The sequence below is a fragment of the Achromobacter ruhlandii genome (assembly GCF_002082135.1).
GTDB classification, from domain to species: domain Bacteria; phylum Pseudomonadota; class Gammaproteobacteria; order Burkholderiales; family Burkholderiaceae_B; genus Achromobacter; species Achromobacter ruhlandii.
Genome location: NZ_CP017433.1, coordinates 2,232,375 through 2,243,887, shown reverse-complemented (window position 1 = coordinate 2,243,887; position 11,513 = coordinate 2,232,375). Strand labels below are relative to the sequence as shown.

At 68.0% G+C, this 11,513-nt stretch carries 13 protein-coding genes; 4 read left to right on the top strand and 9 right to left on the bottom strand.

Annotated features, from left to right (window positions below; all coding sequences use genetic code 11):
• Nucleotides 1-45: 45 nt before the first annotated feature.
• A complete protein-coding gene (locus tag AruCF_RS10190) occupies nucleotides 46-813 on the bottom strand; it encodes an IclR family transcriptional regulator (protein WP_049073132.1) in 768 nt (255 codons plus the stop codon).
• 192 nt (nucleotides 814-1,005) lie between these two features.
• Nucleotides 1,006-2,046 carry a metal-dependent hydrolase gene (locus AruCF_RS10185; protein ID WP_049073131.1) on the bottom strand — a complete coding sequence of 347 codons (1,041 nt, stop codon included), beginning with the start codon at nucleotides 2,044-2,046 and terminating at the stop codon, nucleotides 1,006-1,008.
• A 104-nt stretch (nucleotides 2,047-2,150) separates the two neighbouring features.
• Here AruCF_RS10185 and AruCF_RS10180 point away from each other — a divergent pair, with 104 nt between their 5' ends.
• The 3 genes from AruCF_RS10180 to AruCF_RS10170 all read left to right on the top strand — a co-directional run bounded on the left by AruCF_RS10180 (nucleotide 2,151) and on the right by AruCF_RS10170 (nucleotide 4,094).
• Nucleotides 2,151-2,789 (top strand): DedA family protein, encoded by a 639-nt coding sequence (locus tag AruCF_RS10180; RefSeq protein WP_049073130.1) that lies wholly within the window; start codon nucleotides 2,151-2,153, stop codon nucleotides 2,787-2,789.
• A gap of 11 nt (nucleotides 2,790-2,800) precedes the next feature.
• Complete coding sequence (locus AruCF_RS10175) at nucleotides 2,801-3,349, top strand: hypothetical protein (protein ID WP_049073129.1); 549 nt, start codon at nucleotides 2,801-2,803, stop codon at nucleotides 3,347-3,349.
• Between the two features lie 118 nt (nucleotides 3,350-3,467).
• Nucleotides 3,468-4,094 carry a dUTPase gene (locus AruCF_RS10170; RefSeq protein WP_174655167.1) on the top strand — a complete coding sequence of 209 codons (627 nt, stop codon included), beginning with the start codon at nucleotides 3,468-3,470 and terminating at the stop codon, nucleotides 4,092-4,094.
• A gap of 68 nt (nucleotides 4,095-4,162) precedes the next feature.
• On the opposite strand, the gene AruCF_RS10165 is transcribed toward AruCF_RS10170, so the two are convergent.
• The 7 genes from AruCF_RS10165 to lhpI form a co-directional block, all read right to left on the bottom strand.
• The gene (locus tag AruCF_RS10165; RefSeq protein ID WP_049073127.1) at nucleotides 4,163-5,275 is read right to left on the bottom strand and encodes an NADH:flavin oxidoreductase/NADH oxidase; all 1,113 of its coding nucleotides are present in this window, start codon (nucleotides 5,273-5,275) and stop codon (nucleotides 4,163-4,165) included.
• Nucleotides 5,276-5,424: 149 nt separating this feature from the next.
• A complete protein-coding gene (gene ehuA, locus AruCF_RS10160) occupies nucleotides 5,425-6,195 on the bottom strand; it encodes an ectoine/hydroxyectoine ABC transporter ATP-binding protein EhuA (RefSeq protein WP_049073126.1) in 771 nt (256 codons plus the stop codon).
• Nucleotides 6,192-6,863, bottom strand: coding sequence for an ectoine/hydroxyectoine ABC transporter permease subunit EhuD (gene ehuD, locus AruCF_RS10155; protein ID WP_006383962.1), 672 nt, complete (start codon nucleotides 6,861-6,863; stop codon nucleotides 6,192-6,194). Before ehuD ends, ehuA begins: the two co-directional genes overlap by 4 nt.
• Nucleotides 6,860-7,513, bottom strand: coding sequence for an ectoine/hydroxyectoine ABC transporter permease subunit EhuC (gene ehuC / locus AruCF_RS10150; RefSeq protein WP_006383963.1), 654 nt, complete (start codon nucleotides 7,511-7,513; stop codon nucleotides 6,860-6,862). Before ehuC ends, ehuD begins: the two co-directional genes overlap by 4 nt.
• Nucleotides 7,514-7,522: 9 nt before the next feature.
• A complete protein-coding gene (ehuB, locus tag AruCF_RS10145) occupies nucleotides 7,523-8,434 on the bottom strand; it encodes an ectoine/hydroxyectoine ABC transporter substrate-binding protein EhuB (RefSeq protein WP_049073125.1) in 912 nt (303 codons plus the stop codon).
• A gap of 177 nt (nucleotides 8,435-8,611) precedes the next feature.
• Nucleotides 8,612-9,778 carry an ABC transporter substrate-binding protein gene (locus AruCF_RS10140; RefSeq protein ID WP_049073124.1) on the bottom strand — a complete coding sequence of 389 codons (1,167 nt, stop codon included), beginning with the start codon at nucleotides 9,776-9,778 and terminating at the stop codon, nucleotides 8,612-8,614.
• Nucleotides 9,779-9,815: 37 nt separating this feature from the next.
• Nucleotides 9,816-10,760 carry a bifunctional Delta(1)-pyrroline-2-carboxylate/Delta(1)-piperideine-2-carboxylate reductase gene (gene lhpI, locus AruCF_RS10135; RefSeq protein ID WP_049073123.1) on the bottom strand — a complete coding sequence of 315 codons (945 nt, stop codon included), beginning with the start codon at nucleotides 10,758-10,760 and terminating at the stop codon, nucleotides 9,816-9,818.
• Nucleotides 10,761-11,009: 249 nt separating this feature from the next.
• On the opposite strand from lhpI, the gene AruCF_RS10130 reads away from it, so the two are divergent.
• Nucleotides 11,010-11,435 (top strand): OsmC family protein, encoded by a 426-nt coding sequence (locus AruCF_RS10130; protein WP_049073122.1) that lies wholly within the window; start codon nucleotides 11,010-11,012, stop codon nucleotides 11,433-11,435.
• The last annotated feature ends 78 nt before the right edge of the window (nucleotides 11,436-11,513 follow it).

Sequence of the window (11,513 nt, the reverse complement as noted above, 5' to 3'; positions counted from 1 at the left end):
GCGGCCGGATGGGGCAATAGGGTCAATCGGTGGGAAGCCGGGCCATCAGGCCAGCCAATAGGGATCGTTCAATTCGCGCCCCAGCGCCGCGACCTGTCGCATGAGCGAATCACGCAGCGCGGCCACACGGGCGGCGTCGACCTGGAAGGAAACGAAAGACAGGCACAAGCCGCGCAATTCGCCGCTGTCCGGATCGCGCACCGCCGCCGCCACGGCGCCGATGCCGGGCATGGCCTGGTCGATGGCGACGCCGTAGTGGTCGGCGCGGGTCTGGGCCACGCGCTGCGCCAGTTCGCCCACGGTGGCCGGGCAGTCCTTGCCCTCCACCGGCAGCGGCTGGGCCGGATCGGCGCCGTACAGCGCGTCGAACTCATCCTGGGTCAGGCGCGACAGCAGGGCGCGGCCCATTGCCGTGCCCGAGGCGGCACGGCGCGAACCCGGCGGCGACAGCACCTGCACCGGATGCGAACCGTTCAAGCGCTGCAGCACCACCGTTTCACGCTGATTCAGGGTGGACAGGTACGCAGTCAGCCCGCTGTCGTCGGACAGGCGCGCAAGCACCTTGCGGCAGGCTTCGTCCAGCGGCGTGGCGGCCTGGCTCGCGCGCACCGCTTGTGACAACAAGGCGCCGGCGCGATAACGGCGCGTGGCCGCGTCCTGGTCAAGCAGTCCGTAATGCTGCATCTGGTTCAGCAGGCGCGACGCGGTGCTCTTGGGCATCGCCAGGCGCTGCGCCACGTCGGTGAAGCTCAGTTCCACGGCGCCTTCCGCGTAAAGCGCCAGCACGCGCTGCACGCCATCGAGAATACTCATTTTTGTTCCAATAAACGGAACTACTGTTCCTTAATATCGAACAAGAATAATGCAACGGCGGATTTACGGTCAATACGGGACGGCCCCAGGTCACGCCCCGGCGACGACCGCGCCGCCCCTCGCCCCCCGTGGCTGGACGAAAAAAAGCCCGCCGAAGCGGGCGGGCCTGCCAGACAGCGCCACGCGCCGCGGTCAGCGCGTCGCGGTCTGCGCCCATTGCGCCAGCGGCAGCGGCGGTTGCGCATGCAGGATGCGCGCCAGCACCAGCTTGAATTCGGCCCAGCCGCCCCGGGCGCCCGGCCAGCCCGACGGGGTCACGGGCCGCCAACCGCCGTCGGCGTCGCGCTCGGCCATCTTGAAGCGAAAGTTGTAATGTCCCGCCACGCCCATTCGCAGGTCGGTCACCACCAGCGCGTCGCCCACGGCGTCATAGCGCAGCCAATCATCGGTGAACCAGCGCAGGCGCTGCAGCAGCGGCATGTCCGCCAACGCATGGCCCAGTTGCGGATTGAGCGGCAGGCGCAGCCATTCCGGCGGGTCACGGTCGAACCAGCTGCTGACGGCCTCGTAGTAATGGCCATCGGGCGTCTTGGCGATGACACGCCACAACAGCGTGTTCAGCGGCATGGGCACGGCGCGCAATTCGGTAACGGCGATGCCCTGCGCCTGCATGGCCTCGCGCACCCGATCCTCCGCGGCGATGCGGCCGGCCAGTCCGAAGCCAAGGTAGGTCGTGCTGAAGACCAGCGCGGCGGCCAGCAGGCGGCGAGCGCCCGGCGTCAAACCCGCGATCAGCGCGTAGACCGCCGCCAGTAGCAGCGGCACGGTATACACGGGATCGATGATGAAGATCGCCGACCAGCTTTCCGGAATCGACGGCAATGGCCAGAACAACTGCGTCCCGTAGACCGTGAACGCGTCCAGCACGGGATGCGTCACCAGTACCAGCCACAACGTCAGGAAGAGGCGTCCCGCGCTGTACTGCGCCTGCGGCCAGTACTTGCGGATCAGCCAGGTCAGCAGCGCCGCCAGACCGGTCAGCACGAAGATCGAATGCGAGAAACCGCGGTGGTACGTCATCAGTGAGACGGGGTCGGGGTAGCGCATCAACACATCCAGGTCCGGCACCGTCGCCAGCGCCGCGCCGTAGATCAGCGCCCGCCGGCCCTGCACGCGCCCCAGCAGCGCCCCCTGTATGCCCGCGCCCAGCACGGCTTGTGTAACCGAATCCATAGAACTCCGACGATAGCCTTCGATAGAGCGCATGTTTCACGCGGCTCCACCATGCAGGCGTTAAGATACCCGATTACGTTCAGCTAATTTTCAACTTCCGCCTCATGGACCAATACATCGACAAGATCGGCGTGCTGATCGAAACCAACCAGGCGTGGGCCGGCCCCATCACTTTCCTGCTCACCCTGGGGGAATCGATGGTGTTGCTGGGCCTGTTCATCCCCGCGACCGCGCTGATGCTGCTGACTGGCGGCCTGATCGGCGCGGGCACGCTCGATCCGTGGAGCATCCTGGCCTGGGGCATCGCCGGCGCCATCGTCGGTGACGCCCTGTCGTACGCGCTGGGCCGCTGGGCCGGCCCCAGCGTGCTGCGCCGCTGGCCGCTCAAGCAGCAGCGCACCGCCGTCGCCCGCGCCCGGCTGTTCTTCTACCGCTATGGCTTCGCCTCGGTGCTGATCGGCCGCTTCCTGGGCCCGATCCGCTCGACCATTCCGACCGTGGCGGGCGTCATGGGCATGGCCCATGGCCGCTTCCAGATGGCCAACGTGCTGTCGGCCGTGTTGTGGATGCCACTGATGCTGGCGCCGGGCTACATCACCGCGCGCAGCCTGGGCGCCGCCGAGAACGCGCAGCAGATCGCCATGATGATCGGCGCGGGCTTCTCAGTGCTGCTAGGATGCGGACTTCTGGTCGCGATGATGCGCAAGCGCCGGCAGCCGGCGCGCATCCGTCGCGGCAACTAGCGGAGAACGGCATGGCCATCGACCTGGAGCCCAAAGACGGCGACTTCGCGCGCTACATCGAGAATCTGTCACGCGCGGGCGGGGCCACGCCCGGCCGGGTGCCGGGCAAGGCCGAGGCCAAGCGCCAGGGCGCCGCGCCGGTCGCCACGCCCGCGTCGACGCCCGCGCCCGTGCCGAGCCAGGGCTCCCTGAACGACCTGACCTGGGGCAAGACGGCCCCGCCGCCGCTGCAATCGCGCCGCGCCGACAGCGTGGCGGCCACCGTCGCCCCCGGCCAGACCGACGCCGAGGCGGTCTCGCTGGCCAAGCGCGCGCGCCAGCGCAAGCAAGGCATCTTCCTGACCATCGCCGGCGCGGTGGCCGGCTGGGCCGCGGTCAACATCGCTTTCAAGGCGCTGCACGCGCCGCGCTTCGACCTGGACGACTTCATGCCGGCGGTATTCCTGGGCTTCTTCGCGCTGATGCTGTTCAAGGCGGCCAGCGGCGCCCGCGACCCGCGCAAGCGGCCGCTGGAAAAGCTGCCGCCGCTCAAGACCTCGTCGTACCGCAAGGATGCGTGAGCCGACGCGGCAGCGGCGGCAATGGTGCTAACATTTCCGCCGCTGTCGAACAGACCCCACGAATACCGGAGTGAAAGTGAATAACGTTGTCGGATTGAACCAGGCCCAGGCGGCCACGATGCTGAAGCTGCAAGGCGATCTGAACAGCATGATCAATCCGGACTGGATCAACGGCGGCGCCCGCTTCCTGCGCGCCGCCTTCGTCGAATCGGCCGAGGCCCTGGAGCACTACGGCTGGAAGTGGTGGAAGAAGCAGACCATCGACCTGCCGCAGGTGCAGATGGAACTGGTCGACATCCTGCATTTCTACCTGTCGCACACCATCGTGCAGGCCAAGGGCGACGTCAACGCCGCCGCCGCCGCGCTGGTGGCCGACCTGGCCGGCCCCGCCTCGATCACGCTGGACGGCAAGAGCTACGCGCTGGCCAGCCTGAACGTGCCCGAACTGCTGGAACTGATCGGTGGCCTGGCGGTGTGCGGCCGCGCCAGCTTCAAGCTGCTCGAGCAGAGCATGACCGCCTGCGAGATGAGCTGGAACGATGCCTACACCCAGTACGTTTCCAAGAACGTGCTGAACATCTTCCGCCAGCAGCATGGCTACAAGGAAGGCACCTACATCAAGATCTGGAACGGCGAAGAGGACAACGTGGTGCTGGCGCGCCTGCTGTCGCAGCACGACGCCGCCCGCGCCGACTTCGCGGAGATCCTGCATCGCGAACTGGAAGCGGCGTATTCGCGCCTGTAAGCGCGCACCGTCCGCCCATGAAAAACGCCGCGTCACGCGGCGTTTTTTGCTTGGACGACGGTCGCGCGCTAGCGCTGGCCGAAGCGCGTCTCGCCGAACAGTTCCTTCAGCTCGCGCGGCTGCGACCGCCAGTACTGGCGCGGCGCGGCGACCTGCCCGCCCAGTTGCGCGGCGGCATGCCAGGGCCAGCGCGGGTCGTACAGCATGCCACGCGCCAGCGCCACCATGTCGGCCTGGCCTTGCGCCAGGATGTCCTCGGCCTGTTGCGCCTCGGTGATCAGGCCCACCGTGATGGTGGGCAGGCCGACCGCGCGCTTGAGGGCGTCGGCGAACGGCACCTGGTAGTTCGGCCCCACCGGGATCTTCTGCAGCGGCGACACGCCGCCGCTGGAGACGTCGATGAACTCACAGCCCAATTCCTTGAGCCGCAGCGCGAACGCCTCCGTCTGCGCCGGGTCCCAGCCGCCCTCGACCCAGTCGGTGGCCGACACCCGCACGCCCAGCGCCACCGAGGACGGCGTCACTTCGCGCACCGCGCGGAACACTTCCAGCGGAAAGCGCATGCGGTTCTCCAGCGAACCGCCGTATTCGTCGTCGCGCTGGTTGGCCAGCGGCGACAGGAACTGATGCAGCAGGTAGCCGTGGGCCGCGTGCAGTTCGATGGCATCGAAGCCCAGGCGGATGGCGCGGCGGGCGCTGTCGACGAAGGCGTCGCGCACCCGCGCCAGGCCGGCGGCGTCAAGCGCACGCGGCGCCGGCTCGGAGGCATTGTGCGGCAGCGCCGACGGCGCCCAGCCCTGCCAGCCGCCCTGCTCCGGTGGCACCAGTTGGCCGCCCTCCCAGGGCGCATGGCTGGACGCCTTGCGGCCGGCGTGGCCCAGCTGGATGCCGAGCTTGATGGGCGAATAACGGCGCACTGCCTGCACCACGCGGCCCAGCGCGGCCTCGGTCTCGTCGGACCAGAGGCCCAGGTCACCCGGGGAGATGCGGCCGTCGGCCTCGACCGCGGTGGCTTCGGTGAACAGCAGCGCCGCGCCCGACAGCGCCAGGTGGCCCAGGTGGATCATGTGCCAGTCGGTGGCGCGGCCCTCGTCGGCCGAGTACTCGCACATGGGCGCGATGACGATGCGGTTGGCCAGTTCGACATTGCCGACTGACGTGGGACTGAAAAGATGACTCATGCGTAAGGCTCCGGGCGATGGACGCGGATGCACAGCATAGCGCCGGCATCCGCCCGCGCGGCCAATCCCGACGCCCGCGTGGGGATTTAGGGCGGGACGAGGCCCGCCCTTTAGGCCCGTCCTTTAGGCCCGCCCCTTATTACCGCGGCTTATTGCCCCTCGATCACGCTGTCCAGGAATTGCCGGGTGCGCGCCTCCTTCGGATCGCTGAACAGCGTCTGCGATTCGGCATCCTCGACGATGTTGCCCTGGTCGAAGAACAGCGTGCGGTCCGAGCTGCGCTCGGCGAACTTCATCTGGTGGGTGACGATGATCATGGTCATGCTCTTGCGCGCCGACAGGTCGCGCAGGATCTGCAGGATGCCGCCCACCAGTTCCGGGTCGAGCGCCGAGGTGACCTCGTCGAACAGCATGATCTCCGGGCACATCGCCAGCGCGCGGGCGATGCCGACGCGCTGCTTCTGGCCGCCCGACAGCTGCGCCGGATAGACGTCGAGCTTGTCGCCCAGGCCGACCATTTCCAGGTATTCCACCGCGCGCTCGCGGGCCTGGTCGCGCGACAGCCCCAGCACGTGCACCGGCGCCTCCATGGCGTTGCCCAGCGCGGTCATGTGCGGGAACAGGTTGAAGTGCTGGAACACCATGCCGATCTTGCCGCGCACCTTGCGCAGGTGCTCGGAATTGGGGCCGGCCGGGCGGCCCTGGGCGTCGGTCCACATCGGCTCGCCGTCGATCTCGATCTCGCCGCTGCTGGGCTGGTCCAGCGTCATCAGTACGCGCAGCAGGGTCGATTTGCCGGAGCCGGACGGCCCGATCACGGCCACCGTCTGGCCCGCCGGGATCTCCAGGTTGATGCCTTTGAGCACCTCCAGCTCGCCATAGCGCTTGTGCAGGTTCTTGATGGTGATGCTGGAACTCATCGCTTTCCTCCATATCGTTGCAGGCGGGCCTCCAGGCCGCGCACGCCCCAGGCCGCGATCAGGCTCAACGCCAGGAACAGCACGCCGACCAGCGTCAGGGGCTCGGTGTAGCGGAAGGTGGTGGAGCCGATCATCTTGCTCTGCTGCAGCAACTCGACCACCGTGATCGCCGACAGCAGCGGCGTGTCCTTGAACATAGCCACCAGGTAGTTGCCCAGTGCCGGCACCACCGGCGGGATCGCCTGCGGCAGCACCACGCCCACGGCCGTGCGCCACGGCGACATGTTCAGCGCCCGCGCCGCTTCCAGCTGGCCGCGCGGCACCGCCTCGATGCCGGCGCGGTAGACCTCGGCGCAATAGGTGGCGTAGTGCAGCCCGAGCGCCACGATGCCGGTCGCCAGGGGCGACATCTGCACCCCGGTCAGGGGCAGCACGTAGAACAGAAAATACATCTGCACCAGCAGCGGCGTGCTGCGCACGAACTCGATCACGAACGCCGTGGGCAAGGACAGCAGCGCCAGGCGCGAGCGCCGCAGCAGCGCCAGCGCCAGGCCAAGCGTCACGGCCACCAGCATGCCCAGCACCGTGGCCTGGATGGTGATGACCAGCGCCGAGCCCAGCGTGGGCAGGATCTCCAGCGCGAAGGACCAGTCGAATATCGGTTTCATCGGACGCGGACCCTCCGTTCAAGCAGCCGCACGCCGGCGGTGATCAGCAGCGCCACCGCGAAATACAGCAACAGCATGAGCGTGAAGATCTCGGTGGTGCGCAGGGTTTCGCTGCGCAGCAGTTGGCCGCGGAAGGTCAGGTCGGTGATGGTGATGAGCGACACCAGCGCCGTGTTCTTGAGCAGTTCGATCAGCAGGTTGCCGGCCGGCGGCAGCATGGCCGGAATGGCCTGCGGCACCACGATGCGGCGCATGATCTGGCCGCGCGTCAGGTTCAGGGCCACGCCAGCCTCGCGCTGGCCCGGCGGCACCGCGCGGATCGCGCCGCGCACCACCTCGGCGCCATAGGCGCCGGCATTGAGCGCCAGCACCACGATGCCCACCAGCATGGCCGGCAGTTGCACGCCGAACAGCGGCAGCACGAAATAGAACCAGAACAGTTGCACCAGCGCCGACGTGCCGCGGAACACCTCGACGTAGATGGACGCCAGCCAGCGCACGGGGCGCACGGTCGACAGGCGCCCCACCCCGGCCACTAGCGCCAGCGGCACCGCCAGCACCACGGCGCCCGCCATGATTTCCAGCGTCACCGCCAGGCCTTCCAGCAGTGGCGGCACCAGCTCGGCGATATGTTCGGATATGAGCTGCATCGGCGCCCCCTATTGCCCGGCGCAGAGCTTGGCGGCCGTGACGTCCTTGGGCAGTTCCTCGGGCGTGAAGCCGAACGGCGCCACCAGTTTCTTGTGCTCCTCGGTGCCGATGAACTTGGCCAGTTCGGCATTGAAGGCGTCGGCAAAGGCCTTGTCGTCCGTGCGGAAGGCATAGGCGCCGTAGCCGCGCACGCCCTTGCCGTCGATCACCGGATCGGTGAACGGTTCGGCTTTTTCCAGACCGCTGCCGTCGTTGGTCTTGCCCATCAGGTCGTTGACCGTCAACGCGGTGGCCGCGTAGGCGTCGGCGCGGCCGGCCTGCACGCCGGACAGCGCGCTCACGGCATCCGGGAACACCACGATCTGGCCGGCCGGCACTTTCACCTTGGACGCGTATTCGGCTTCGATGGCGCCCACCACCACGCCCAGCCTGGCGTCCGGGTTCTTGACCACGTCCTCGTAGCTGTGCAGGTTCTTCGGGTTGCCCTGCTTGACCAGGAACGCCTGGCCCACGCCATAGGTCGGGTTCGAGAACGCCACCTGGCCGCAGCGCTCGGGCGTCACGTACATGCCCGCCGCGATGATGTCGAATCGCTTGGCCTGCAGGCCCGGGATCAGCGAGCCGAACTCGGTCAGCACCCCCTCGACCTCGTTGATGCCCATGCGCTTGAGCACCACCCGCGCGATTTCGACCGATTCACCGGTGACCTTGGCTTCCTTGCTGTCCATGAAGGCGAACGGCGCCTCGTTGGCGTAGCCGATGCGGATCTTGCCGGCGGCCTTGGCGGCGGCCAGCGTGTCGCCGCCAGCGGCGGGCGCGCTGGCCCCCTGCGCGGGCTTGTCCGAGCCGGAGTCGGAGCAGGCGGCCAGCAGGCCCAGGCTCAGGGCCAGCAGGACGCGGCGGGTGCGTTGGACGATCATGGTCTTATTTCTCCCGAATTTATTTCTAGGTACATGGCTTCGCTAAAAATGATACGACATTAAATCATTTCACCTCTAATGATATGGACGAAAAAAAGCAGGCCGAAGCCTGCTTTTCCCCGTCCCGCCCTATGGCGGGTGAGCACTCGTTACGAACCGTACGGGACTATGTCGTCCCTATTTTTTCTCCGCCGCGTCCGCATAGGAGAACTTGCCATTGCGCACCACGCCCATCACGCGGGCGCGCTCGTCGAAGCCCTGGTGGTTGTCCTTGGAGATGTTGAGCACGCCGTTGGGCACGATCAGGTCGCGGGTGTTCTCCAGCGCGTCGCGCAGGGCGATGCGGAATTCGGGGGTGCCTGGCTTGGCGCCGGTCTTGAGGGCGCGCGCCACCGCCGAATCCAGCAGCATCCAGGCGCCATAGGCGTCGCCGGCGAACTGCGTCAGGGTGTTGGCGCCATACTGGCGCTCGTACTTGTCGGCGAATTCCACCGCGACCTTCTTGACCGGATTCGAATCCGGCAGCTCGCGCGCCACCACGCCGGGGCCGGTGGGGAACAACGTGCCTTCGACGTCGCGCCCGCCGACCTGCAGGAATTCCAGCGTGCCGATGCCGTGGGTCTGGTAGATGGCGCCGGTGTAGCCGCGCTCGAGCAGCGTCTTCTGCGGCAGCGCCGACGGCGTGCCGGCGCCGGCCACCAGCACCGCGTCCGGCTTGGCGGCGATCACCTTGAGCACTTGGCCCACCACCGACGCGTCGGTGCGCTGGAAGCGTTCCTGCGCCACGATCTTGATGTCATTGCCGGCGGCCGCGGAGAACTCCTTCCACCAACTGTCGCCGTAGGAATCGGCGAAACCGATGAAGGCGACATTCTTGAAGCCCTTCTTCATGTCCTCGACCAGCACGGTCGCCATCAGCGAATCGTTCTGCGGCATCTTGAAGGCCCAGGCGCGCTTGGGATCGGACAGCGGTTCGACGATCACGCTGGAAGCCGCCAGCGCGATCATCGGCGTGCCGGTCTCGGCCAGCACATCCAGCCCGGCCAGGGCGGCGGCGGTGGTGTTGGGGCCGACGATGGCGTCGACCTTGTCTTCCGAGGTCAGCTTGCGCAGGTTCTTGACCGCGCGGCTGACGTCCGTGCCGTCATCCAGCACCACGTAGCGCGCCGGCTCGCCGCCCAGCGTATTGGGCCACAGGCGAATGGCGTTGTTGGTCTGGATACCGATCGCCGCGGCCGGGCCGGTGGTGGAGACATCCACCCCGATCACGATCTCGGCATGGACGGACAGGGCGGGAACGGCCAGCGCGAGCGCGCAGGCGTAGCGGACGAAGAAGCGGGACATGACGACAGCTCGCAAGAAAGAAAAACAGCGGATGGCGTTATTTTGCCTGACCGCCGCAGGCCTCGTAGACCAGCGCGGCCAGCGTCAGGTCCTCCAGCGCGCTGCCGACCGCCTTGAACACGGTCACTTCATCCGCACGGGTGCGGCCCGGCGCCTGGCCGCGCACCAGGTCGGTGAGGTTGCCGCGGATGTCCTCGCGCGCCAGCACGCCGGCCTCGAACGCGGCCAGCAGGTCGCCGGCCTTGGTCGGCGCCTCGTCGGTATCGACGTAGACCGTGGTGCCGTCGAAGCAGGCCGTGTCGGTCTCGATCATGTCGGGCTTGAAGCTGCCGATCAGGTCCAGGTGGGCGCCCGGGCGCAGCCAGTCGCCCCGCACCAGCGGCACCGTCGACAGCGTCGCGCAGCTGACGATGTCGGCCTGGCGCACGGCCCGCTCCAGATCGAGGGTGCTGCTGGCGTCCAAGCCCTGCTCGCGCAGCGCCGCCGCCAGCGCCTCGGCGCCGGCCGGCCGCACGTTCCAGACCCACACCTTGTCGATCGGCCGCACCGTGCGCATGGCCTGCGCGACCAGTCCGGCAATGCGGCCCGACCCCACGATGACCAGCACCCGCGCATCCTCGCGCGCCAGGTAGGACGCGCCCAGCGCCGCCGCGCCGGCGGTGCGGAACACCGTCACCAGGTCGCCGTCCACCTGCGCCAGCGGCACGCCGGTGCGAGCGCTGTACAGGTTGTAGGTGGCGTGCAGGCCCGGCAGCGACTGGCGCGTGTTCTCGGGAAAGATGTTGATGACCTTGACGCCGAAGTAACCCTGCTCGTTCCAGGCCGGCATGATCAGCGTGGTCCCGTGCGCGCCGCCCGATTCGATCGCGTGGACATGGCGCGCGGGCACCTGGGCGCCCTGGCGGAACGCCTCGCGCAAGGCCGGGATCGCCGCGTCGAACGACAATGCGCGGCGGGTTTGTTCGGTGTCGATCACTACCATCTGTATCCAATGCCTGTTCGGATTGAGCCAGGGGCGAAGTGTGACGGCGCCGCGCGGCGCTGGCAAGGCGCCGCAAGCGGCGGTTACATCGGCTTGCCGGATGCGGACGGCCGACAGGCGACGCCCCGCCGCGCCCGCCGTATCATGGTCCATGCCCCTTCCGGCAACGCGCGCCGCCATCGGGCCGGCCGCGCGCTCCCCCAACCGGACGCGTCCGTTTCGGGCGCGTTCCCTCAACAGGAGTCACGCATGAAGAAAACCGCAACCGCCGCCTGGTCGGGCGATCTGAAGACGGGCAAGGGTACGATTTCCACGCAGAGCGGCGCGCTCAAGAACCAGCCCTACGGCTTCAACACGCGCTTCGGCGACACCCCCGGCACCAATCCCGAGGAGCTGCTCGGCGCCGCGCATGCCGGCTGCTTCACCATGGCGCTGTCCAACATCCTGGGCGAAGCCGGACTGACGGCGCAGAGCCTGGACACCAAGGCCGAGGTCACGCTCGACAAGGTCGAGGGCGGCTTCGCCATCACCGCCGTCCACCTGACCGTGGAAGCGGTGATTCCCGGCGCCAGCGCCCAGGCCTTCGAAGACGCCGCGCGCAAGGCCGAAAAGGGCTGCCCGGTCTCCAAGGTGCTGAACGCCAAGATCACCATGGACGCCAAGCTCAAGTCCTGATCCGGCGCGGCAAGCCCGGGCGAGACGGGGCGGCGCCATTGGCCCGCCCTATCCGGGCCTTGCCGAAAATCAATTTGA

What these genes read in the sequence shown, in the direction of transcription:
- AruCF_RS10190 (WP_049073132.1), bottom strand. Translation starts at nt 813, where the DNA reads ATGAGTATTCTCGATGGCGTGCAGCGCGTGCTGGCGCTTTACGCGGAA.
- AruCF_RS10185 (WP_049073131.1), bottom strand. Translation starts at nt 2,046, where the DNA reads ATGGATTCGGTTACACAAGCCGTGCTGGGCGCGGGCATACAGGGGGCG.
- lhpI (WP_049073123.1), bottom strand. Translation starts at nt 10,760, where the DNA reads ATGGTAGTGATCGACACCGAACAAACCCGCCGCGCATTGTCGTTCGAC.
- AruCF_RS10180 (WP_049073130.1), top strand. Translation starts at nt 2,151, where the DNA reads ATGGACCAATACATCGACAAGATCGGCGTGCTGATCGAAACCAACCAG.
- AruCF_RS10170 (WP_174655167.1), top strand. Translation starts at nt 3,468, where the DNA reads ATGCTGAAGCTGCAAGGCGATCTGAACAGCATGATCAATCCGGACTGG.
- ehuD (WP_006383962.1), bottom strand. Translation starts at nt 6,863, where the DNA reads ATGAAACCGATATTCGACTGGTCCTTCGCGCTGGAGATCCTGCCCACG.
- ehuC (WP_006383963.1), bottom strand. Translation starts at nt 7,513, where the DNA reads ATGCAGCTCATATCCGAACATATCGCCGAGCTGGTGCCGCCACTGCTG.
- AruCF_RS10130 (WP_049073122.1), top strand. Translation starts at nt 11,010, where the DNA reads ATGAAGAAAACCGCAACCGCCGCCTGGTCGGGCGATCTGAAGACGGGC.
- AruCF_RS10165 (WP_049073127.1), bottom strand. Translation starts at nt 5,275, where the DNA reads ATGAGTCATCTTTTCAGTCCCACGTCAGTCGGCAATGTCGAACTGGCC.
- AruCF_RS10140 (WP_049073124.1), bottom strand. Translation starts at nt 9,778, where the DNA reads ATGTCCCGCTTCTTCGTCCGCTACGCCTGCGCGCTCGCGCTGGCCGTT.
- AruCF_RS10175 (WP_049073129.1), top strand. Translation starts at nt 2,801, where the DNA reads ATGGCCATCGACCTGGAGCCCAAAGACGGCGACTTCGCGCGCTACATC.
- ehuB (WP_049073125.1), bottom strand. Translation starts at nt 8,434, where the DNA reads ATGATCGTCCAACGCACCCGCCGCGTCCTGCTGGCCCTGAGCCTGGGC.
- ehuA (WP_049073126.1), bottom strand. Translation starts at nt 6,195, where the DNA reads ATGAGTTCCAGCATCACCATCAAGAACCTGCACAAGCGCTATGGCGAG.